This window comes from Streptomyces sp. NPDC002701, assembly GCF_042889045.1.
Lineage (GTDB): Bacteria > Actinomycetota > Actinomycetes > Streptomycetales > Streptomycetaceae > Streptomyces.
In genome coordinates, this window is record NZ_JBIAQL010000001.1 from 304934 (window position 1) to 326885 (window position 21952).

Annotated in this window: 14 protein-coding genes and 1 pseudogene; 8 read left to right on the forward strand and 7 right to left on the reverse strand. The window is 71.5% G+C overall.

What is annotated here, in order from left to right; genetic code table 11:
- Positions 1–45: 45 nt before the first annotated feature.
- The 3 genes from ACFYXC_RS01320 to ACFYXC_RS01330 are packed head-to-tail and all read right to left on the reverse strand — an operon-like array spanning position 46 to position 4626.
- A complete protein-coding gene (locus ACFYXC_RS01320; protein ID WP_389545464.1) occupies positions 46–2019 on the reverse strand; it encodes a substrate-binding domain-containing protein in 1974 nt (657 codons plus the stop codon).
- Complete coding sequence (locus ACFYXC_RS01325) at positions 2009–3589, reverse strand: sugar ABC transporter ATP-binding protein (protein WP_389545467.1); 1581 nt, start codon at positions 3587–3589, stop codon at positions 2009–2011. The genes ACFYXC_RS01320 and ACFYXC_RS01325 overlap by 11 nt, the downstream gene beginning before the upstream one ends.
- Positions 3586–4626, reverse strand: a complete 1041-nt coding sequence (locus ACFYXC_RS01330) for a LacI family DNA-binding transcriptional regulator (RefSeq protein WP_389545470.1) — start codon at positions 4624–4626, stop codon at positions 3586–3588. Before ACFYXC_RS01330 ends, ACFYXC_RS01325 begins: the two co-directional genes overlap by 4 nt.
- Positions 4627–4936: 310 nt before the next feature.
- Here ACFYXC_RS01330 and ACFYXC_RS01335 point away from each other — a divergent pair, with 310 nt between their 5' ends.
- The 3 genes from ACFYXC_RS01335 (at position 4937) to ACFYXC_RS01345 (ending at position 9907) form a co-directional block, all read left to right on the forward strand.
- Positions 4937–5734 carry an SAM-dependent methyltransferase gene (locus ACFYXC_RS01335; RefSeq protein ID WP_389545474.1) on the forward strand — a complete coding sequence of 266 codons (798 nt, stop codon included), beginning with the start codon at positions 4937–4939 and terminating at the stop codon, positions 5732–5734.
- Positions 5735–5800: 66 nt separating this feature from the next.
- Entirely contained in the window at positions 5801–8083 is a 2283-nt protein-coding gene (locus ACFYXC_RS01340) for an ATP-dependent RecD-like DNA helicase (protein WP_389545478.1), read from the forward strand.
- Between the two features lie 534 nt (positions 8084–8617).
- Entirely contained in the window at positions 8618–9907 is a 1290-nt protein-coding gene (locus ACFYXC_RS01345) for a citrate synthase (protein WP_388909092.1), read from the forward strand.
- Between the two features lie 600 nt (positions 9908–10507).
- Here the strand turns inward: ACFYXC_RS01345 and ACFYXC_RS01350 are convergent.
- Both ACFYXC_RS01350 and ACFYXC_RS01355 read right to left on the reverse strand, forming a co-directional pair.
- The gene (locus ACFYXC_RS01350) at positions 10508–12811 is read right to left on the reverse strand and encodes a heavy metal translocating P-type ATPase (RefSeq protein WP_389545481.1); all 2304 of its coding nucleotides are present in this window, start codon (positions 12809–12811) and stop codon (positions 10508–10510) included.
- 19 nt (positions 12812–12830) lie between these two features.
- The gene (locus ACFYXC_RS01355) at positions 12831–13070 is read right to left on the reverse strand and encodes a heavy-metal-associated domain-containing protein (RefSeq protein ID WP_389545484.1); all 240 of its coding nucleotides are present in this window, start codon (positions 13068–13070) and stop codon (positions 12831–12833) included.
- Positions 13071–13204: 134 nt separating this feature from the next.
- Between ACFYXC_RS01355 and ACFYXC_RS01360 the strand changes: the two genes are divergently transcribed.
- Positions 13205–14239 (forward strand): zinc-dependent alcohol dehydrogenase family protein, encoded by a 1035-nt coding sequence (locus tag ACFYXC_RS01360; protein ID WP_389545487.1) that lies wholly within the window; start codon positions 13205–13207, stop codon positions 14237–14239.
- Positions 14240–14321: 82 nt separating this feature from the next.
- Here ACFYXC_RS01360 and ACFYXC_RS01365 read toward each other — a convergent pair whose 3' ends face one another.
- Together ACFYXC_RS01365 and ACFYXC_RS01370 are read right to left on the reverse strand one after the other, a co-directional pair.
- Entirely contained in the window at positions 14322–14522 is a 201-nt protein-coding gene (locus ACFYXC_RS01365) for a helix-turn-helix transcriptional regulator (RefSeq protein ID WP_388909084.1), read from the reverse strand.
- 331 nt (positions 14523–14853) lie between these two features.
- A complete protein-coding gene (locus tag ACFYXC_RS01370) occupies positions 14854–15795 on the reverse strand; it encodes a sugar phosphate isomerase/epimerase family protein (protein WP_389545490.1) in 942 nt (313 codons plus the stop codon).
- 362 nt (positions 15796–16157) lie between these two features.
- On the opposite strand from ACFYXC_RS01370, the pseudogene ACFYXC_RS01375 reads away from it, so the two are divergent.
- The 4 genes and pseudogenes from ACFYXC_RS01375 to ACFYXC_RS01390 form a co-directional block, all read left to right on the forward strand.
- Positions 16158–16382, forward strand: a pseudogene (locus tag ACFYXC_RS01375) (3D-(3,5/4)-trihydroxycyclohexane-1,2-dione acylhydrolase (decyclizing)); the annotation flags it as partial.
- A 14-nt stretch (positions 16383–16396) separates the two neighbouring features.
- Entirely contained in the window at positions 16397–17908 is a 1512-nt protein-coding gene (gene mmsA / locus ACFYXC_RS01380) for a CoA-acylating methylmalonate-semialdehyde dehydrogenase (RefSeq protein ID WP_389545494.1), read from the forward strand.
- A 361-nt stretch (positions 17909–18269) separates the two neighbouring features.
- On the forward strand, positions 18270–21092 hold the full coding sequence (locus ACFYXC_RS01385) for an alpha/beta fold hydrolase (RefSeq protein WP_389545497.1): 2823 nt from the start codon (positions 18270–18272) through the stop codon (positions 21090–21092).
- The gene (locus ACFYXC_RS01390; protein ID WP_389545500.1) at positions 21089–21952 is read left to right on the forward strand and encodes an ABC transporter permease; all 864 of its coding nucleotides are present in this window, start codon (positions 21089–21091) and stop codon (positions 21950–21952) included. The genes ACFYXC_RS01385 and ACFYXC_RS01390 overlap by 4 nt, the downstream gene beginning before the upstream one ends.

Consider the following 21952-nt stretch of genomic DNA (forward strand, 5'->3'; position numbering starts at 1 on the left):
CTCTCTCCCTGGGCGTGCGCGGTGTGGACGTCGTGGCGGTCGGGGTCAGCCGGTGAAGCCGGCCACGTTCTTCGCCGTGACCACCTTCACCGGGACCTTCACCGTCTGCTCGGTCTTCTTGCCGTCGGCCGCCCGCAGCGCGTTCTCCACGGCGATCCGGCCGAGTTCCTTCGGCTGCTGGGCCACGGACGCGTACATCGTGCCGTCCGCGACCGCCTTCAGTCCGTCCGGCGTGCCGTCGAAGCCGATGACCTGGACCGACTTCCCGGCCTTGGAGCCGAGCGCCTTGATCGCGCCGAGCGCCATCTCGTCGTTCTCGGCGAAGACGCCCTGGACGTCCGGGTGGGCCTGGAGCAGGTTCGTCATCACGTCGAGACCCTTCGTGCGGTCGAAGTCGGCGGGCTGCCGGGCGGCCACCTGGATGCCCGGGTATGCCTTCAGCCCGTCCTCGAAGCCCGCGCCGCGCTCCCGGCTCGCGGACGTACCGGCCAGCCCCTGAAGGATGACGATCTTCCCCTTGCCGCCCAGCTTCTCGGCCAGCGCCTTGGCGCCGAGCCTGCCGCCCTCGACGTTGTCGGAGGCCACGAGCGCGGCCGTCTCCGCCTTGTTGACGCCACGGTCGACCCCGACGACGGGGATGTCGGACTTGTTCGCGGAGCGCACCGAGGGGCCCGCCGCGTCCGAGTCCACCGGGTTGACGACGATCGAGTCGACGCCCTCGCTGGTGAAGTTCTGCAACTGGTTCGCCTGCTGCGAGGCGTCGTTCTGCGCGTCCGTGACGGTCAGGTCCGCCCCGAGCTTCTTCGCCTCCGCCTGAGCGCCTTCCTTGATCTGTACGAAGAAGGGATTGTTCAGGGTGGAGAGGGACAGGCCGACCTTCGGCTTCTCGGAGGACGACGAGCCGTTGTTGAAGATGCTCAGGCCGCCCACGACGGCCGCCACGAGAACGACCGCGAGCCCGTACTTGATGACCTGCGGGCCCTTCTTGCCCGCCGCGCCCCCGGCACCGGACGTGACCGGGGTCGCGCCCGCCTTGCGGCGCACGGTGTCGAGCAGCACGGCCAGCGCGATGACCACACCGATGACGACCTGCTGCCAGAACGCCGACACGGACAGGAGGTTGAGGCCGTTGCGCAGCACCGCGAGGATCAGCGCGCCGATCAGCGTCCCGGACGCCTTGCCGGTACCGCCCGCGAGGGAGGCGCCGCCGATGACGACCGCGGCGATCGCGTCGAGCTCGTACCCCTGCGCGGCCTGGGGCTGCGCGGAGGACAGGCGGGAGGCGAGCACGATGCCCGCGGCGGCGGCGAAGAGCCCCGACAGCGCGTAGATGACGAGCTTCTGGCGCTTCACCCGCAGCCCCGAGAGGCGCGCCGCTTCCTCGTTGCCGCCGATCGCGTACATGGAGCGCCCGATGTACGTACGCCCGAGGATGACGGCCGTGACCAGGCCCAGGACGATCATCACGAGGACCGGGACGGGCAGCCAGCCGCCGAGCGTGTCACCCAGGTGGGAGACCGAGTCGGGGAAGGCGATCGGGGAGCCCTGTGAGATCACCAGGGACAGACCGCGGCCCACCGACAGCATGGCCAGCGTCGCGATGAACGGCGGGAGCTTCCCGTACGAGATCAGCACGCCGTTGACCAGGCCGCACGCTATGCCGGTGGCGATCGCGAGGATCACCGCGATCCAGACCGGTACGCCCTCCGAAGTCGCCGTCCAGGCAAGGACGGTGGCGGAGAGGGCGGCGACGGAACCGACCGAGAGGTCGATGCCCGCCGAGACGATCACGAAGGTCACGCCGAAGGCGAGGATGGCGGTCACGGCCGCCTGGACGCCGATGTTGAGCAGGTTGTCCGTCGTCAGGAAGTCGCCGGACAGGGCGGACATCGCGATGACGAGGATGATGAGCGCGGTGAGCGCGCCGTTGTCGAGCAGCAGACGGCGCAGGCCGCCGGGGGCGCCGCCGCCTGGAGCGCCACTGGCGCCCGTTGTGCTCTTGAGCGTGTCAGTGGCCACGGGAGCCCTCCCCGGAGGTAGCAGAGTCTGTGTCGGTGGTGGTGTGGGTGGTGGTGCCGGTGGTGTGGCCGTCCGGTGCGGCGGGGGTGCTGACGGCGAGAGCCATCACGGAGTCCTGGGTCGCCTCGTCGGCGGAGAGTTCACCGGCGATCCGGCCCTGGGCCATCACCAGCACCCGGTCGCTCATGCCGAGCACCTCGGGCAGATCGCTGGAGATCATCAGGACGGCGTGACCGGCGGCCGTGAGTTCGTTGACCAGTTGATAGATCTCGACCTTGGCGCCCACGTCGATACCGCGGGTCGGCTCGTCGAGGATCAGCACCTTGGTGTCGGCGAGCAGCCACTTGCCGATGACGACCTTCTGCTGGTTGCCACCGGAGAGCGTGCGCACATGCTGGCCGAGCCCGGCCATCCGTACACCCAGCTGCACGGCGATCCTCGCGGCGGCCGTGTGCTGCCCCTTGAGGTCGACGAGCCCGCCGCGGGTGGCCGCCCGCAGGGTGACGAGCCCGAGGTTCTCCTCCACGGAGGCGTCGAGAAGAAGGCCCTGACCCTTGCGGTCCTCGGGGACGAGCCCGATGCCGGCGCCCATCGCCGCGTTGACGTCGTGGCGCGGCAGCCGCTCCCCGGCGACCGACACGGACCCCCCGTCGTACGGGTCGGCACCGAAGACCGCGCGGACGACCTCGGTACGGCCCGCGCCGACGAGCCCGGCGATGCCGACGACCTCACCGGCCCGCACCTCGAAGCTGATGTCGTGGAAGACACCGTCGCGGGTCAGCCCGTCGACGGAGAGCAACACGGCGCCGGTGTCGGGGCGTTCCCGCGGGTACTGCAGCTCGATGGAGCGGCCCACCATCATGCGGACGAGGTCGTCCTCGGGCGTGGACGCGGGCACCTGGCCCACACTCCGGCCGTCCCGGATGACCGTGACCCGGTCGCCGAGGGCGGCGATCTCCTCCAGGTGGTGCGTGATGAAGACGATGCCCACGCCGTCCTCGCGCAGCTTGCGCACGATCCGGAAGAGTTTCTCGACCTCTCCGGAGGTGAGCACCGCGGTCGGCTCGTCCATGATCAGGACGCGGGCGTCCAGACTCAGCGCCTTGGCGATCTCGACCATCTGGAGGCGGGCGATACCCAGTTCACGCACCCGCGCGCGGGGCGAGACACTGACGCCCACCCGCTCCAGGAGCACGGCGGCGTCGGCCTCCATCCGCTTCCGGTCGATCATCCCGAGGCGGCGCGGCTGGCGGCCCAGGAAGATGTTCTCGGCGACGGTGAGATCGGGGACCAGGTTGAACTCCTGGTAGATGGTCGCGATCCCGAGGCGCGCGGCGTCCTGCGCGCCATGGATGCGGACCTGCTCGCCGTCGACGACGATCTTCCCGGCGTCGGGCCGGTAGGCGCCGGACAGCATCTTGATGAGGGTGCTCTTGCCGGCACCGTTCTCACCGAGCAGTACGTGCACCTCGCCGCGCCGCAGGTCGAAGTCGACACTGTCGAGCGCGACCACACCGGGGAAGGTCTTGCGTATCCCTTCGATACGCAGCAACTCGTCCGGGCTGCTCACGGGTTGCTCCTCTGAGTGACGTGGGCGGGCGTGCTGTCGGGGGCGGGCGGCGCACCGCAGGAGCGGCGGACGACGAGCCGGGCGGGGAGGGTCACCGACTGCGGGGGCCGCCCCTCGATGCGGTTGACCAGGGCGCGTACGGCGGCCCGGCCCAGTTCGGGGGTCGGCTGCGCGATCGCCGTGATCGGCGGATCGGTGTGCACGAACCACGGGATGTCGTCGAACGCGGCGAGCGCGATGTCGTCGGGCACACGCAGACCCCGCGCCCGTACGGCGTCCAGGGCGCCCAGGGCCATCAGGTTGTCGGCCGCGAAGACGACCTCGGGCGGCTCGGCGAGGTCGAGGAACTCCTCGGTGGCCCGCCGTCCGCTGGCGGCCTGGAAGTCGCCCTGTCCGATGTAGGCGTCGGGCAGTGGCAGCCCGTGTTCGCGCAGGGCGTCCCGGAAGGCGTCCACGCGCTCGCTGCCGGTGGTGGTGGTCGCCGGGCCGGCGATGATCGCGAGCCTGCGGTGGCCGAGGCCGTACAGGTGGGCGACCAGGTCGCGCACGGCGGCGCGTCCGTCGGCGCGGACCACGGGCACGTCGACGCCGGGTATCCAGCGGTCCACGAAGACCATCGGCGTCCCCGCGCGCACGGCGTCCAGCATCAGCGGCGAGCCGCCGTCGGTGGGCGACACGAGGAGGCCGTCGATCCGCCGGTCGAGCAGCGTACGGACGTGATGGTCCTGCAGCTCCGGCCGTTCGTCGGCGTTTCCGATGATGACGCTGTAGCCGAGGGCGCGGGCCTCCTCCTCGACGGAGCGGGCCAGCTCGGTGAAGTACGGGTTGAGCACGTCGCTGATGACCAGGCCGAGCGTGTGGGTCTGGTCGGTGCGCAGGGAGCGGGCGACGGCGTTCGGGCGGTAGCCCAGCGCGTCGACGGCGGCCAGCACGCGGGCGCGGGCGTCCGCGCTCACCGACGGGTGGTCGTTCAGGACACGCGAGACCGTGGCGACGGACACACCCGCCTCGGCGGCGACATCCTTGATGCTCGCCATCGACGCTCCACCTCCTTGTGGAATCGATTACATGCGCCTATGAAAAGCGATTGGAATCGATTACACGGGACTTGGGCAAGACCCGAGACCGGATCGTGATGATCCGGTCCGGGGGAGTGGTACGACGAGGCACGGGGCTTGCGGGAACCGGCTCGGTCCGGACGACGCAGGGCACCTCGGACGCGGCGGGGGTCGCCGGACGGCAACTGCGGCCGCTGGTACGGAGGTTGACGGCGAGGGCGGTGTGGAAAGCTGGGGGCAGTCACCCGTCGGCGAGGGGCCGGGGCGGCGGTCGAGAGGAGCGCGCAGCGTGAGTCAGGACGGCTTCCGTGCCGAGGAGATCGACACCAGCAGGCCGCACCCCGCGCGGATCTACGACTACCTGCTGGGCGGCAAGGACCACTACGAGGTCGACCAGCAGGCCGGCGACCGGCTCGCGTCCGTCGCACCCGAGGTGTTCATCGGCGTACGGGCCAACCGCGACTTCCTGCGACGCGCCGTCCAGCACATCGTCGGCGGCGGAGTCCGGCAGATCCTCGACATCGGCACCGGCCTGCCCACGTCGCCGAACGTGCACGAGATCGCCCAGTCGGTGGCACCGGATGTGCGGGTCGCGTACGTCGACAACGATCCGATCGTGAAGGCGCACGCCGACGCGCTGCTCAGCCGCACCGGCGAGACCAGCATCGTGCTCGCCGACCTGCGCGACCCGCGGTCCATCGTGGACCACCCCGACGTCCGCAAGGTCATCGACTTCGGCGAACCGGTCGCCGTACTCCTGGTGGCCATCTTCCACTTCCTCACCGACGCGGAGGAACCCGCGCAGGTCGTCGCCACCCTGCGCGACGCGCTGCCGGCCGGAAGCTTCCTGGTGCTCTCGCACGCCACCGGTGACTTCGCCGACCGCAGTGAGGCCCAGGCCGTCTACCGCAACGCGACCGCCACCATGAACCTGCGGTCCCGCGCCGAGGTCGAGCGGCTCTTCGACGGCTTCGAACTGATCGATCCCGGCCTGGTCCAGGTCCCGTACTGGCGCCCGGACGCCGAGCCGCCGGCCGGGTCCGACGTGATCGGTTTCTACGGAGGCGTGGCGCGCAAGACGGGCTGAACGGTCCGGTACGTCAAAAGGCCATCGCCGCCCCGCGGTGTCAGACCTGGGCGGTAGCGTCGGATCATGTCCAATCAGGCGGGGATGCGAGCGGGGGACCGGGCGGGGAGCGGGGAGCGGAACCTGGCCGTTCTCGAAGGCGTGCTGGAGAGAATCACGTACGCCAACGAGGAGAACGGCTACACCGTCGCGCGGGTCGACACCGGCCGTGGCGGCGGTGACCTGCTCACCGTCGTCGGCGCGCTGCTCGGCGCCCAGGTGGGCGAGTCCCTGCGGATGGAGGGCCGTTGGGGCTCCCACCAGCAGTACGGGAAGCAGTTCACCGTCGAGAACTACACGACCGTGCTGCCCGCCACCGTCCAGGGCATCCGGCGCTATCTCGGGTCCGGCCTGGTCAAGGGCATCGGGCCGGTCTTCGCCGACCGCATCACGACGCACTTCGGGCTGGACACCCTGCAGATCATCGAGGAGGAGCCGAAGCGGCTCATCGAGGTGCCGGGGCTCGGTCCCAAGCGCACCAAGAAGATCGCCGAGGCATGGGAGGAGCAGAAGGCGATCAAGGAGGTCATGCTCTTCCTCCAGACCGTCGAGGTGTCCACCTCCATCGCCGTCCGTATCTACAAGAAGTACGGCGACGCGTCGATCTCGGTCGTCAAGAACCAGCCCTACCGCCTCGCGTCCGACGTCTGGGGCATCGGCTTCCTCACCGCCGACAAGATCGCCCAGTCGGTGGGCATCCCGCACGACAGCCCCGAGCGGGTGAAGGCCGGGCTGCAGTACGCCCTGTCGCAGTCCAGCGACCAGGGCCACTGCTTCCTCCCCGAGGAGCGGCTGATCGCGGACGCGGTGAAGCTGCTCCAGGTGGACACCGGCCTGGTCATCGAGTGCCTTGCGGAACTCGCGGCACCCCCCGAGGAGGGCGAGGACCCGGGTGTCGTACGGGAGCGGGTGCCCGGCCCGGACGGCGGGGAGCCGGTGACGGCGGTCTACCTCGTCCCCTTCCACCGGGCCGAACTGTCCCTGTCCGCCCAGCTGCTGCGCCTCCTGCGCACGGACGAGGACCGGATGCCCGGCTTCCGGGACGTGACCTGGGACAAGGCCCTGGCCTGGCTCAAGGGGCGTACGGGGACGGAGCTGGCCCCCGAGCAGGAGCAGGCCGTCCGCCTCGCCCTCACCCGGAAGGTCGCGGTACTGACCGGCGGACCCGGTTGCGGCAAGTCCTTCACGGTCCGCTCGATCGTGGAGCTGGCCCGCGCCAGGAAGGCGAAGGTGGTGCTGGCGGCGCCCACCGGCCGGGCCGCCAAGCGGCTGTCCGAGCTGACGGGGGCGGCGGCCTCGACCGTGCACCGGCTGCTGGAACTGCGGCCCGGGGGAGACGCCGCGTACGACAGGGACCGGCCGCTCGACGCCGACCTGGTGGTCGTGGACGAGGCGTCCATGCTGGATCTGCTGCTCGCCAACAAGCTGGTGAAGGCGGTGCCGCCGGGTGCGCACCTGCTCTTCGTGGGGGACGTCGACCAGTTGCCCAGCGTCGGCGCGGGCGAGGTGCTGCGCGACCTGCTGGCCGAGGGCGGTCCGGTCCCGGCGGTCCGTCTGACCCGGGTCTTCCGGCAGGCCCAGCAGTCCGGTGTGGTGACGAACGCCCACCGGATCAACGCGGGGCAGCAGCCGGTCACCGACGGGCTCAAGGACTTCTTCCTCTTCGTGGAGGACGACACGGAGGAGGCGGGGCGGCTCACGGTGGATGTGGCGGCGCGGCGCATCCCGGCGAAGTTCGGGCTGGACCCGCGCCGGGACGTGCAGGTCCTGGCGCCGATGCACCGGGGGCCGGCGGGGGCCGCGGCGCTCAACGGTCTGCTCCAGCAGGCCGTCACGCCGGCCCGCCCCGATCTGCCCGAGAAGCGGTTCGGCGGGCGGGTCTTCCGGGTCGGCGACAAGGTCACCCAGATCCGCAACAACTACGAGAAGGGGGAGAACGGCGTCTTCAACGGCACGGTGGGTGTCGTCACCTCCCTCAACCTCGACGACCAGCGGCTCATGGTGCTCACCGACGAGGACGAGGAGGTCCCGTACGAGTTCGACGAACTCGACGAGCTGGCGCACGCGTACGCGGTGACCATCCACCGCTCCCAGGGGAGCGAGTATCCGGCGGTGGTCATTCCGGTCACCACCGGGGCGTGGATGATGCTGCAGCGCAACCTCCTCTACACGGCGGTGACACGGGCGAAGAAGCTGGTGGTGCTGGTGGGGTCGCGGAAGGCCCTGGGGCAGGCGGTCCGCACGGTGTCGGCCGGGCGCCGGGGCACGGCTCTGGCGTACCGCCTGTCGGGTACGCGGCCCCTGCCGTGACCGCGCCCCCCGGGGGCCCGAGGTGGTCGACCCCCTGCGCCCCGGCGGGGGCGGGCCGCGCAGTTCCCCGCGCCCCTTACGGGGTGCCCGGGGTGCGTGGTCCCGTGCGGGTCCGTCGTGGTCGATCGCGCAGTTCCCCGCGCCCCTAAAACACGCCCCTCAGGGGCGCGAGGAACTGCGCGCTCAGCCCCCGCCGGCCCGCAGCCGAAGAGCCACGCTTGCCCCCACCCCCTCAGGGGCGCGGGGAACTGCGCGCTCAGCCATGACGGACCCGCACCCGTGACCCGGCGGGTAGCCACCCCGTCGCCCGCGGCCCCTGACCCCTCGGAAAAAATGATCGATCAAACGAGTCGGAAACGTCACACGGCACTTTCGGAAGGCCAACGAAACGGGCAGGATGAACAAGTTGGCGGCACTGAGTGCCGCCAATAGGCCCAATGGTCGACCCCGAGTGCACTCTCCTGCGCCAAATGGGGGATGGTAGAGACAGTCAGGGCACCTCGAAGAAGAGGCACAACGTCGGTGAGGGATGACGTGAGCGACAACTCTGTAGTACTGCGGTACGGCGACGGCGAGTACACCTACCCGGTGATCGACAGCACCGTCGGCGACAAGGGCTTCGACATCGGGAAGCTCCGCGCCCATACCGGTCTGGTCACGCTGGACAGCGGTTACGGGAACACCGCCGCCTATAAATCCGCCATCACCTATCTCGACGGTGAGCAGGGCATCCTCCGCTACCGCGGCTACCCGATCGAGCAGCTTGCCGAGAGCTCCACCTTCCTCGAGGTGGCCTCCCTGCTGATCAACGGCGAGCTGCCCACGGTCGACGAGCTCTCCACCTTCCAGAACGAGATCACGCAGCACACCCTGCTGCACGAGGACGTCAAGCGGTTCTTCCAGGGCTTCCCCCGTGACGCCCACCCGATGGCCATGCTGTCCTCGGTCGTCTCCGCGCTGTCGACGTTCTACCAGGACAGCCACAACCCGTTCGACGAGAAGCAGCGCCACCTCTCGACGATCCGGCTTCTCGCCAAGCTTCCGACGATCGCGGCGTACGCGTACAAGAAGTCGATCGGTCACCCGTTCGTCTACCCGCGCAACGACCTGGGCTACGTCGAGAACTTCCTGCGCATGACCTTCTCGGTCCCGGCGCAGGAGTACGAGCTCGACCCGGTCGTCGTCTCCGCGCTCGACAAGCTGCTCATCCTGCACGCGGACCACGAGCAGAACTGTTCGACCTCCACCGTGCGTCTGGTGGGCTCGTCGCAGGCGAACATGTTCGCCTCGATCTCCGCCGGCATCAGCGCCCTCTGGGGCCCCCTGCACGGCGGTGCCAACCAGTCGGTCCTGGAGATGCTGGAAGGCATCCAGGCCAACGGCGGCGACGTCGACTCCTTCATCCGCAAGGTGAAGAACAAGGAGGACGGCGTCCGCCTGATGGGCTTCGGCCACCGGGTGTACAAGTCCTTCGACCCGCGCGCCAAGATCATCAAGGCTGCCGCGCACGACGTCCTCTCGGCGCTCGGCAAGTCCGACGAGCTCCTGGACATCGCGCTCAAGCTGGAGGAGCACGCGCTCTCCGACGACTACTTCGTCTCGCGCAACCTCTACCCGAACGTCGACTTCTACACCGGCCTGATCTACCGGGCCATGGGCTTCCCGACCGAGATGTTCACGGTCCTGTTCGCCCTCGGCCGGCTGCCGGGCTGGATCGCCCAGTGGCACGAGATGATCAAGGAGCCGGGATCGCGCATCGGCCGTCCCCGGCAGATCTACACGGGTGTGGTCGAGCGGGACTTCACTCCCGTCGAACAGCGTTAGCGCTCCGCTTGCCCGCGGGTTTCCGTCCGCGGGCGGGCAGGGGCCGGTCGCGCGGTTCCCCGCGTCCCTGACGGGGCGCGGGCGGCCGGCCTCACCCGAAGAAGTACGAGGCGGCGACGTACAAGGCGACGACGTACGAGGCAATGAAGAAGGCGCCCCGCTGCCGGTCCCCCCACGGGCCGGAGTCGGGGCGCCTTCCCATGTCCCGGTGCGGATTCCCCCCACGGGATCCGGCCGGGCGTCCGAAGGCAGCGCCTGAATCGCTGCGGTGCGGTCTGCCGGGACCCGTACGGACGGGAGGGCCGCTCAAAGCTCCCCGTCGTACCGGCCCCGGCAACGCAATTCCGAGAACGTCCCCCAAGACGTCCCCAGATGTCAGATTCGCCCCCCAAGACGTCTCTGACATCGACAATCTAGACTCACGAACCCCTTCAATGGTTACGTTGACTTCACTGTGACCTGCGTCTCTTACGTATGTCCTGAAGATGCGCAAGAGCCCCGATATGACTATCGGAGCCCTAGCGTAAGGATGATGCGCGAGCCTTGTGAAGAGCTTATGTGAAGAGGTGTGCCGGACTCTAGGGGACTCCTACCTCTGCGTCATGAAAATGCCCTGAGACGAAGGCTGTTCGTCACCACGAACACCGAGGAGAACGCCATGGCGGCGCCCGCGATCATCGGGTTCAGCAGGCCCGCCGCGGCCAGCGGCAGCGCCGCCACGTTGTAACCGAAGGCCCACACGAGGTTTCCCCTGATCGTGGAGAGGGTCTTCCGCGACAGCCGGATCGCGTCCGCGGCGGTCCGCAGGTCTCCCCGGACGAGCGTCAGGTCGCTCGCCTCGATCGCCGCGTCCGTCCCGGTGCCCATCGCCAGACCGAGATCGGCGGTGGCGAGCGCCGCCGCGTCGTTGACGCCGTCGCCCACCATGGCCACGGCCCGCCCCTCCGCCCGCAGCCGCTCGATCACGCCGACCTTCTCCTCGGGCAGCACCCCGGCGACGACGTCGGCCGGGTCGATGCCCACGGAGCGGGCCACGGATTCGGCGACGGTCCGGTTGTCGCCGGTCAGCAGCATCGGGGTGAGCCCCAGGGCGCGCAGGGCCCGCACCGCCTCCGCGCTGGTCTCCTTCACCGCGTCGGCGACGGTCACGACACCGTGTGCCGTGCCGTCCCAGGCGACGGCCACGGCGGTACGCCCCGCCGTCTCGGCCCGTGCCGTCCGCGCGGCCAGCGTGTCGGGCAGCGTGATCCCGGCGTCCGCCAGGAGGCGGGCCCGGCCCACGACCACCGCGCGGCCCTCGACCGTGCCGCGGACACCGAGCCCCGGCACGTTCTCGAAGCCCTCCACGGCCGGCAGGGCCCCGATCCGCTCCCGCGCGCCCGCCGCGACGGCCCGGGCGATCGGATGCTCCGAGGCGTGCTCCAGGGCGCCCGCGAGCCGCAGTACGCGCTCCTTGTCGGTGCCGTCGGCCGCGTACACCTCCTGGAGGGCCATGCGGCCGGTGGTCAGCGTGCCGGTCTTGTCCAGGACGACCGTGTCGACGCGGCGGGTGGACTCCAGGACCTCGGGGCCCTTGATGAGGATGCCGAGCTGCGCGCCGCGGCCCGTCCCGACCATCAGGGCGGTCGGGGTGGCGAGCCCCAGGGCGCACGGGCAGGCGATGATCAGCACGGCGACGGCCGCGGTGAACGCGGCGGCCGTGTCGCCGGTGACGCCGAGCCAGCCTCCGAAGGTGCCGGCCGCGATCAGCAGCACGACGGGCACGAAGATCCCGGAGACCCGGTCGGCGAGGCGCTGCACCTCGGCCTTGCCGTTCTGGGCGTCCTCCACGAGCCGCGCCATCCGGGCGAGCTGGGTGTCGGCGCCGACCCGGGTCGCCTCGACGAGCAACCGCCCGCCGGCGTTCACGGTCGCCCCGGTGACCGCGGAACCCGCGCTCACGTCCACCGGCACCGACTCGCCCGTCAGCATCGACGCGTCGACCGCCGAGGTCCCCTCGACGACGGTGCCGTCGGTGGCGACCTTCTCGCCGGGCCGTACGACGAAGCGGTCGCCGACGGCCAGCGCGGCCACCGGGACGAGGACCTCACGGCCGCCCCGTACGACGGCGACGTCCTTCGCGCCCAGTTCCATCAGGGAGCGCAGGGCGGCGCCCGCCTGCCGCTTGGAGCGGGCCTCCAGATAACGGCCCAGAAGGATGAGGGCCACCACTCCGGCGGCGACCTCCAGGTAGATCGCCGAGGTGCCCTGCGCGCGGGAGACGGTGAAGGAGAAGCCCTCGTCCCGCATGCCCTCCATGCCCGCGTCGCCGCCGAACAGCGCCCACAGGGACCAGCCGAACGCGGCCAGCGTGCCCGTGGAGACGAGCGTGTCCATGGTGGCGGCACCGTGCCGGGCGTTGGTGAACGCCGCCCGGTGGAAGGGCAGCCCGCCCCAGACGACGACCGGCGCGGCGAGCGTCAGCGCGAGCCACTGCCAGTTGCCGAACTGGAGCGCCGGGATCATCGAAAGGAGCACCACGGGGGCGGCGAGCAGCGCGGAGACGACGAGCCGTTCGCGCAGCGCGGCCAGTTCGGGGTCGCGCTCCGCCGCCGCACCCCCGGCGGCGGGGGCCCCGGAGGGCTGTGGCGGCGGGGGTTCCTCGGCCGTGTAGCCCGTCTTCACCACGGTGGCGATCAGGTCGTCGACCCGCACCCCGCCCGCGTACGTGACCCGCGCCTTCTCCGTCGCGTAGTTCACCGTGGCGGTGACGCCGTCCATACGGTTGAGCTTCTTCTCGACGCGGGCCGCGCAGGAGGCGCAGGTCATCCCGCCGATGGTCAGCTCGATGCGGGAGGCCGGGCCGGTCGCGCCGGCCGACTCGGCCCCCTCGGTCCCGGTGGTCGCCGTGGTGCCGCTGGTCATGTCCGTGCTCCGTGCGGTGTCAGGCCGTGCCGGTGAGCTCGAAGCCCGCCTCGTCGACGGCGGCGCGCACGGCCTCCTCGTCGAGCGGGGCGGCGGAGACCACGGTCACCTCGCCGGTGGAGGCGACGGCCTTCACCGAGGTCACGCCGGCGATCTCGGAGATCTCACCGGAGACCGCGCCTTCGCAGTGTCCGCAGCTCATCCCGCTCACCTGGTAGACGGTGGTGACGGAGCCGGAGGTGTCGGTCTGGGCGGTCATGTCGTTGCTCCTCGTCGAGACGTTCGGGGCGTGCGGGGCATGGGACACGAGTGACCCACGGGCCCTCACACTATCCAGACTATACCCCTAGGGGGTACGTTCCAAGGGGTGGCGACGACGAAGGGGTGAAGGGCATGCGGGCCGTGGTGTTCGAACGGTACGGGGAGCCGGCCGAGGTGCGGGACGTACCGGACCCGGTGCCCGCGCCGCACGGAGTGGTGGTGCGGGTCGAGGCCACCGGACTGTGCCGCAGCGACTGGCACGGCTGGCAGGGCCACGACCCGGACATCGCGCTGCCGCACGTGCCGGGGCACGAACTCGCCGGAACCGTCGAGGCGGTGGGCGCCCTGGTGACCCGCCACCGCCCGGGCGACCGCGTCACGGTGCCCTTCGTCTGCGCCTGCGGAAGCTGTGCCGCGTGCGCGGCGGGCGACCAGCAGGTGTGCGAACGGCAGACCCAGCCCGGATTCACGCACTGGGGGTCCTTCGCCGAGTACGTCGCCCTGGACCACGCCGACGTGAACCTCGTCGCCGTACCGGACGACCTGTCCTTCGCGACCGCCGCCTCACTGGGCTGCCGGTTCGCCACCGCGTTCCGTGCGGTGACCGCGCAAGGGCGGGCCGCACCGGGGGAGTGGGTGGCCGTGCACGGCTGCGGAGGCGTCGGGCTGTCCGCGGTGATGATCGCCGCGGCCGCCGGGGCGCGGGTCGTCGCGGTCGACCTGTCGCCGCGGGCCCTCGACCTGGCGCGGCGGTTCGGCGCCGCGCACTGCGTGGACGCCGCCCGGGCCGGCGACACGGCGGCGACGGTCCGCGAACTGACCGGCGGCGGCGCCCATCTCTCGCTCGACGCCCTCGGCTCGCCGGTCACCTGCGCGGCCTCCGTCAACGGCCTGCGCAGACGCGGGCGGCACGTCCAGGTCGGCCTGCTGCCCGAGGACCCGGCGGTACCGATGTCCCGGGTGATCGCCTTCGAACTCGAACTCCTCGGCAGCCACGGGATGCCCGCGCACGCCTACCCGCCGATGTTGGAGTCCGTCCGGGCCGGGCTGCTGCGCCCCGACCTCCTGGTGACGTCCACGATCCCCCTGGCGGCGGCCCCCGCCGCGCTGGCGGCGATGGGCACGGCACCGGGAGCGGGCGTCACGGTCGTCGAACCCTGGGCATGAGGGCGCCGGGACCCGGACCCGGCGGCGGGCCCCGCACAGGGGCGTGACCCACCGTCGGGTCCGGCACGGAAGGCGGGGACGGTCAGCCGCCCCCGCGCCCTCTGTTACCGGGCCGGGACGCGACCCAGGCGCGCACGGTGTCGGCGTACCAGTAGGGCCTGCCGCTCTCCACGTGGTCGGGCGGAGGCAGCAGCCCGTGCTTGCGGTAGGACCGCACGGTGTCCGGCTGCACCTTGATGTGCGCCGCGATCTCCTTGTACGACCAGAGCCGTCGGTCGGTCATCGGTGGCACCTCCCCGCGCATGCCGCGACGCGGCCGGGGGCGGCCGTCGGGGGAGCCGGGCGCTGCGCTGGTGATCACAGAACTGTGCTCGGTGAACGACGCACGGCGACGACCGGGTAGCCCCTGTCTCCCGGGTGTGACCCAAAACCCGCGTACGCGAGACACCTGTGACAGAACGAGGTCACTTGTGACACAAGTGACGCATGGGTCCGCCAAGGCACCCCCTCGGCCGGGACGCCCGTGCGGGGCGCGGGGAACTGCGCGGCCGACCCCCGACCGGCCGTCAGCTCATCGACGACCCCGCACCCCCGAGGGCGACCCGGTGGAACGCCTACGCCCCGCAGGAGCGGAGGAAGGCCCGGGTCCGCTGAGCGATCGGGAACGGCTTGTCCGGCGGGCACGGATACATGTCCTGCTCGACGATCGCGAACAACTCGACGTCCAGCTTCTGCGCGGCGGCCAGCACCGGCTCCAGCGCCGGCACCCCCGAGGGCGGCTCGCACATCACCCCCCGCCCCACCGCGGGCCCGAAGGGCACCCCGTCGGCCCGCACCCCGGCGAGGATCTCCGGGTCCACCTGCTTGAGGTGCAGGTAACCGATCCGCTCCCCGTACGTCTCGATGAGCTTGACGCTGTCCCCGCCGCAGTAGGCGTAGTGCCCCGTGTCCAGGCACAGCGACACGAGCGACGAGTCCGTGCCGTCGAGGAACCGCGTCACGTTCTCCTCGCTGTCGATGTGGGTGTCCGCGTGCGGGTGGACGACGATTTTCAGCCCGTACCGCTCCCGCACCTCGTGCCCGAGCCGTTCGGTCTGCGTGGTGAGGTGGCGCCACTGCTCGGCGGTGAGCGTGTCCGGCTCCAGCACCTCGCCCGTCTTGTCGTCGCGCCAGAACGACGGGATGACGACGAGGTGCTCGGCGCCCATGGCCTGCGTGAGCGCCGCGATGTCGGAGACATGGGCCCAGGTGGCGTCCCACACGCCCGGGCCGTGGTGCAGACCGGTGAAGACCGTGCCGGCCGAGACGCGCAGGTTCCGGCGGGCGGTCTCGTCGGCGAGGACGGCCGGCTCGCTCGGCAGGTAGCCGTACGGGCCCAGCTCGATCCACTCGTACCCGGACTCGGCGACCTCGTCGAGGAAGCGCTGCCAGGGGACCTGCTGGGGATCGTCGGGGAACCACACGCCCCAGGAGTCGGGCGCCGAACCGATCCGGATGCGCGACAGTGAGGGCGGAGGCGATGACTGAGGCGATGACTGGGGTGGCAACGACGTCATGGGCGTCAGCTTCGGGGTGGCCGGGAGAGGTGTCAAGGGCTGGTCCGAATGTCCGGACAACCAATTGACAGGGCTCTGTGAGCACGGCTAGACCTGGTGAGCGCGTGGACCGTGCTTCCACACGACGGCGGTTGTACGGTGCACCCAGAGGGGAATAAAGAGGGCAAAGTGCTTGAACTCCTGGGCGGGGAGCGCGTGTTCGACGAGGTCACCGACTTCGCGCACGCCCCCGCGACGCCCGGGCACAGATCGCCTCCGGCGCGGAACGCCGCTTCGCCCTGGCAGGAGCGAAGTGCGAGCGACGACTCCCCGCCCGCTACGGCTCCGCGCCGGAGGTTCCCGACACCGGACGCGCACCCCGCCGGGCGCGCACGACGGATCGGCGGACGGCCCTCGCCGAGGTGCGGGCCGCCGACACTCCCACTTGTGTCTACGCCGAGACCGAAACGGCAGACACAGTGTCGGGCGCGCCCCCGGCGCAAGCCTGGTGGGATGTTCCTGTGGCCGAGACCTCGACCCGACCGTCGGCGGTCAAGGCCCGCGAGCCGTACGAACGGCTGGCCTCCACCCGGCGCCGCCATCTGTGAAGGAGTTCTCCGGCATGACGAAGATCGTCAACCACTGGATCGGCGGCAAGGCCGTCGACGGCACGTCGGGTGCGTACGGGCCGGTCACCGACCCCGCGACCGGCGCCGTCACCACGAAGGTCGCGTTCGCGAGCGCCGAGGAGGTCGACGCGGCGGTCGCCGCCGCGAAGGACGCGTACGCGAGCTGGGGCACCTCCTCGCTCGCCAGGCGGTCCGCGATCCTCTTCGCGTTCCGCGCGCTGCTCGACGCCCACCGCGACGAGATCGCCGCGCTGATCACCGCCGAGCACGGCAAGGTGCACTCGGACGCGCTCGGCGAGGTCGCGCGCGGCCTGGAGATCGTCGACCTGGCGTGCGGGATCACCGTGCAGCTGAAGGGGGAGCTGTCGACCGAGGTGGCCTCACGTGTCGACGTGGCCTCGATCCGCCAGCCGCTCGGGGTCGTCGCCGGCATCACGCCGTTCAACTTCCCCGCCATGGTGCCGATGTGGATGTTCCCGCTGGCCATCGCCTGCGGCAACACCTTCGTGCTGAAGCCCAGCGAGAAGGACCCGTCGGCGGCCGTCCGGCTGGCGGAGCTGTTCGCCGAGGCGGGCCTTCCGGACGGCGTCCTCAACGTGGTCCACGGCGACAAGGTGGCCGTCGACCGCCTGCTGGAGCACCCGGACGTCAAGGCCGTCTCCTTCGTCGGCTCGACCCCGATCGCCCGGTACATCCACACCACCGCCTCCGCCAACGGCAAGCGCGTGCAGGCCCTCGGCGGCGCCAAGAACCACATGCTGGTCCTCCCGGACGCCGACCTGGACGCGGCGGCGGACGCGGCCGTCTCCGCCGCCTACGGTTCGGCGGGCGAGCGGTGCATGGCCGTCTCGGCCGTCGTCGCCGTCGGCGCGATCGGTGACGAACTGGTCGCCAGGATCCGCGAACGCGCCGAGAAGATCAGGATCGGCCCCGGCGACGACCCGGCCTCCGAGATGGGCCCGCTGATCACCGCGGCCCACCGCGACAAGGTCGCCTCGTACGTGACGGGCGCCGCCGCCCAGGGCTCCGAGGTCGTCCTCGACGGCACCGGGTACACGGTCGAGGGCCGCCCCGAGTACGCGGACGGCCACTGGATCGGGCTCTCGCTGCTCGACCACGTCCCCGTCGACTCGGACGCCTACCGGGACGAGATCTTCGGCCCGGTGCTGTGCGTGCTGCGCGTCGACACGTACGACGAGGGAGTGGCGCTGATCAACAACTCCCCCTTCGGCAACGGCACCGCGATCTTCACCCGGGACGGCGGCGCGGCCCGCCGCTTCCAACTGGAGATCGAGGCGGGCATGGTCGGCGTGAACGTGCCGATCCCGGTCCCGGTGGGCTACCACTCCTTCGGCGGCTGGAAGGACTCCCTCTTCGGGGACCACCACATCTACGGCAACGACGGCACGCACTTCTACACCCGCGGCAAGGTCATCACCACCCGCTGGCCGGACCCGTCGGAGACCCCGACAGGAGTGGACCTGGGCTTCCCCCGCAACCACTGAGAACAGTCCTCACTCGCGAGGGACGCGGGGAACGCCGCAGTCTGTGCTTTTGAGGGTCGCGGGGAACGGCGCAGTCTTTGGTCTTGAGGGTCGCGGGGAACGGCGCAGTCCTTTGCCTTTCAGGGGCGCGGGGAACGGCGCAATCTTTCGTCCTGAGGGGCGCGGGGAACGGCGCAGTCTTTTCAGGGGCGCGGGGAACTGCGCGACCGGCCACGACGCACCCGCACCCCTCGACCACCGGACAAGCCCTCCGCGTACCGCACCTGCGGTACGCGGAGGGCTTCCGTACTCCCACGGGATACCAAAGGGCTCCGCCCCTCGGCTGCACCCCCCGCCGAAGGCGCCCCGTACCGTGGAGGGCATGGATCTTCGAATGCCCGCGGCCCCGCGGAGGTGGCTGCGAGGCCCACGCCGGTGGACCGCCGCCGCGGCCGCCGTCGTCGTGCTCGCCGGCGCCGGGACATGGACCGCGGTGGCCTCCGACGGGGCACCCGCGGTGCACCGCGCCGACCGGGTTCTCCCCACGGGCGACGGGGTGAGACTCGACACGTCGTACTTCGCCACCGGTGCCGGCGACCAGGACCGCCGCCCGGCAGTCCTGCTGACGCACGGCTTCGGAGGCAGCAAGGAGGACGTACGCGAGCAGGCCCAGGACCTCGCCCGCGACGGCTACGCGGTCCTCACCTGGTCCTCGCGCAGCTTCGGCAGGTCCACCGGCAGGATCGGCCTGAACGACCCGAAGGGCGAGGTCGCCGACGTCTCCCGCCTGATCGACTGGCTCGCCGAGCGCCCCGAGGTCGAGCTCGACAAGGACGGCGACCCCCGGGTCGGCGTCGCCGGCGCCTCGTACGGCGGCGCGGTCTCGCTCCTCGCCGCCGGGCACGACCAGCGGGTGGACGCCGTCGCCCCGGCGATCACGTACTGGAACCTCGCGGACGCCCTGTTCCCGAACGGCGTCTTCAAGAAGCTGTGGGCCGGGATGTTCGTCAACTCCGGCGGCGGCTGCGAGAAGTTCGAACCCCGGCTCTGCCGGATGTACGAGCGGGTCGCCGAGTCCGGGAAGCCGGACGCGGAGGCCGTGAAGCTGCTGGAGGAACGCAGCCCCTCCGCCGTCGGCGACCGCATCAAGGTGCCCACGCTCATCATGCAGGGCCAGACCGACTCCCTCTTCCCGCTCGACCAGGCGGACAGGATCGCCGCGGCCGTCCGGGCCAACGGCGCCCCCGTGGACGTCGACTGGCTCTCCGGCGGCCACGACGGCGGCGACATGGAGACCGGCCGCGTACAGGCGCGGGTGCACTCCTGGTTCGACCGCTACCTGAAGGACGACGAGAACGCCGACACCGGCCCCGCGTTCCGCGTCACCCGCACCGGCGGCATCGACTCCACCGACGGCGCCGCCCAGCTGCGGGGCGCCGACAGCGACACGTACCCCGGACTCACCGGCGGCGAGCGCGAGTTCGCGCTGAGCGGGCGCGAGCAGGAGTTCGCCAACCCCGCGGGCGCCAGCCCGCCCGGCGTCTCGGCCCTTCCCGGACTGAGCGGCGCGGGCGGTCTCTCCCAGCTGTCCTCGCTCGGTGTCGGCGTGTCCCTCGACTTCCCCGGCCAGTACGCGCGCTTCGAGTCCAAGGCCCTCACCGAGGACCTCCGCGTCACCGGCACACCCACCGTGACGGTCAACGTGAGGTCGACGACCGGCGAGGCCGTGCTCTTCGCCAAGATGTACGACGTCGGTCCCGGCGGACGGCAGCAGGTCCTGCCGTCCCAGCTGGTCACCCCGGTGCGGGTCGCGACCGGCGAGAGCGGCAAGGACGTCCGGCTGACCCTGCCCGCCATCGACCACGAGGTGCGGGACGGCCACCGGCTGCGCCTGGTCCTCGCCTCGACCGACCTCGGCTACGCCTCCCCGACGGCTCCGGCGACGTACACGGTCTCCCTCCGGAGCGACCTCGCCGTGCCGGTGGCGCCCGGCGTGAGCACCGCGGCCGCGGCGCTGCCCGCCTGGGTGTGGTGGCTGCCGGTCGCCGGCGCGCTGCTCGCGCTGGCCCTGCTGGTGACGGGCCGGCGCCGCACGACCGCGACCTTGCCGGATCCCGCGCTCGCCGAGGTCCCCCTCCAGATCACCGACCTGAGCAAGCGGTACGCGAAGTCGTCGGACCGCTATGCCGTACGGGACCTGTCGTTCCGCGTGGAGAAGGGCCAGGTGCTCGGTCTGCTCGGCCCGAACGGCGCGGGCAAGACCACCACGCTGCGCATGCTCATGGGCCTCATCAAGCCCGACGGCGGCGAGATCCGCGTCTTCGGGCACGCGATCCGGCCGGGCGCACCGGTCCTCTCCCGGGTCGGCGCCTTCGTGGAGGGCGCGGGCTTCCTCCCGCACCTCTCGGGCCGCGAGAACCTGGAGCTGTACTGGCAGGCCACCGGACGTCCGCCCGAGGACGCCCACCTGGAGGAGGCGCTGGAGATCGCGGGCCTCGGCGACGCGCTGGCCCGCGCGGTCCGCACGTATTCGCAGGGCATGCGGCAGCGCCTCGCCATCGCCCAGGCCATGCTCGGCCTCCCGGACCTGCTGATCCTCGACGAACCGACGAACGGTCTGGACCCGCCCCAGATCCGTGAGATGCGCGAGGTGATGATCCGCTACGCCTCGGTCGGCCGTACGGTCATCGTCTCCAGCCACCTCCTCGCCGAGGTCGAGCAGTCCTGCACGCACCTGGTCGTCATGGACCGGGGACGGCTGGTCCAGGCAGGACCGGTCCACGAGATCATCGGCTCCGGGGACACGCTCCTGGTGGGCCTCGCGGCCGAGATCGCGGACCCGCTGGTGGAGAAGGTGGCGGCGCTGCCGGGCGTGGAGTCGGCGGTCCGCGCGGGCGACGGCCTGCTGATACGGCTGACGGCACCCTCTCCGGTGCCCGGAGCCGTGCCCGCGGCAGTGCCCGGATCTGTGCCCGCGGCCGAGACCGGAACGGCGACCGCAGCCGTGACCGCGGCTGTGACCGCATCTGTGACCGCGGCCGTGGACGAGGCGGCCGCCGGAGTCCCGGGAACGGCCGCCGAGGACTCCGCGGCGGCGGCCCGGCTCCTCGTCGAGCTGGTGCGGCTGGAGGTACCGGTGGCGTCCCTCGGCCCGCACCGTCGCCTGGAGGACGCGTTCCTGACCCTGATCGGAGGCTCCGCGTGAGCACCCTTGTAGAGCGTGCCGAGGTCGCCGACGGCTACCGCGCCGGGCGGACCCTGCCCCTGCGGGTCGAGCTGACGCGGCAGCTGAAGCGCCGCCGCACGCTGGTCATGGGCGCGATCCTCGCCGCCCTCCCGTTCGTGCTCGCCGTGGCCTTCGCGATCGGCGGCCAGCCGGACGGCCGCGAGGGCCGGGTCACGCTCATGGACACGGCCACGGCCTCGGGCGCCAACTTCGCCGCGACGAACCTCTTCGTCTCCGCGGGCTTCCTGCTGGTCATCCCCGTCGCCCTGTTCTGCGGCGACACCATCGCCTCGGAGGCGAGCTGGTCCTCCCTGCGCTACCTCCTCGCCGCACCCGTGCCGAGGGCCCGCCTCCTGTGGTCCAAGCTCGTGGTGGCGCTCGGCCTCAGCCTCGCCGCGATGGTGCTGCTGCCGGTCGTCGCGCTGGCGGTGGGCTCGGTCGCGTACGGCTGGGGTCCGCTGGAGATCCCCACCGGCGGAACCCTGTCCGCGGGCACGGCGGCGCAGCGGCTGGTGGTCGTGATCGCGTTCATCTTCGCGTCGCAACTGGTCACCGCGGGGCTCGCGTTCTGGCTGTCGACGAAGACCGACGCCCCGCTGGGCGCGGTGGGAGGCGCCGTCGGCCTGACGATCGTGGGGAACGTGCTGGACGCGGTCACCGCCCTCGGCGACTGGCGCCACTTCCTGCCCGCGCACTGGCAGTTCGCGTGGGCCGACGCGGTGCAGCCCGATCCGGAGTGGGGCGGCATGATCCAGGGCACGGCGGTCTCCGTCACGTACGCGATGGTGCTGTTCGCCCTGGCCTTCCGCGGTTTCGCCCGCAAGGACGTGGTGTCGTAG

What these genes read in the sequence shown, in the direction of transcription:
- ACFYXC_RS01330 (WP_389545470.1), bottom strand. Translation starts at nt 4,626, where the DNA reads ATGGCGAGCATCAAGGATGTCGCCGCCGAGGCGGGTGTGTCCGTCGCC.
- ACFYXC_RS01340 (WP_389545478.1), top strand. Translation starts at nt 5,801, where the DNA reads ATGTCCAATCAGGCGGGGATGCGAGCGGGGGACCGGGCGGGGAGCGGG.
- ACFYXC_RS01350 (WP_389545481.1), bottom strand. Translation starts at nt 12,811, where the DNA reads ATGACCAGCGGCACCACGGCGACCACCGGGACCGAGGGGGCCGAGTCG.
- ACFYXC_RS01355 (WP_389545484.1), bottom strand. Translation starts at nt 13,070, where the DNA reads ATGACCGCCCAGACCGACACCTCCGGCTCCGTCACCACCGTCTACCAG.
- ACFYXC_RS01360 (WP_389545487.1), top strand. Translation starts at nt 13,205, where the DNA reads ATGCGGGCCGTGGTGTTCGAACGGTACGGGGAGCCGGCCGAGGTGCGG.
- ACFYXC_RS01365 (WP_388909084.1), bottom strand. Translation starts at nt 14,522, where the DNA reads ATGACCGACCGACGGCTCTGGTCGTACAAGGAGATCGCGGCGCACATC.
- ACFYXC_RS01370 (WP_389545490.1), bottom strand. Translation starts at nt 15,795, where the DNA reads ATGACGTCGTTGCCACCCCAGTCATCGCCTCAGTCATCGCCTCCGCCC.
- mmsA (WP_389545494.1), top strand. Translation starts at nt 16,397, where the DNA reads ATGACGAAGATCGTCAACCACTGGATCGGCGGCAAGGCCGTCGACGGC.
- ACFYXC_RS01385 (WP_389545497.1), top strand. Translation starts at nt 18,270, where the DNA reads ATGGATCTTCGAATGCCCGCGGCCCCGCGGAGGTGGCTGCGAGGCCCA.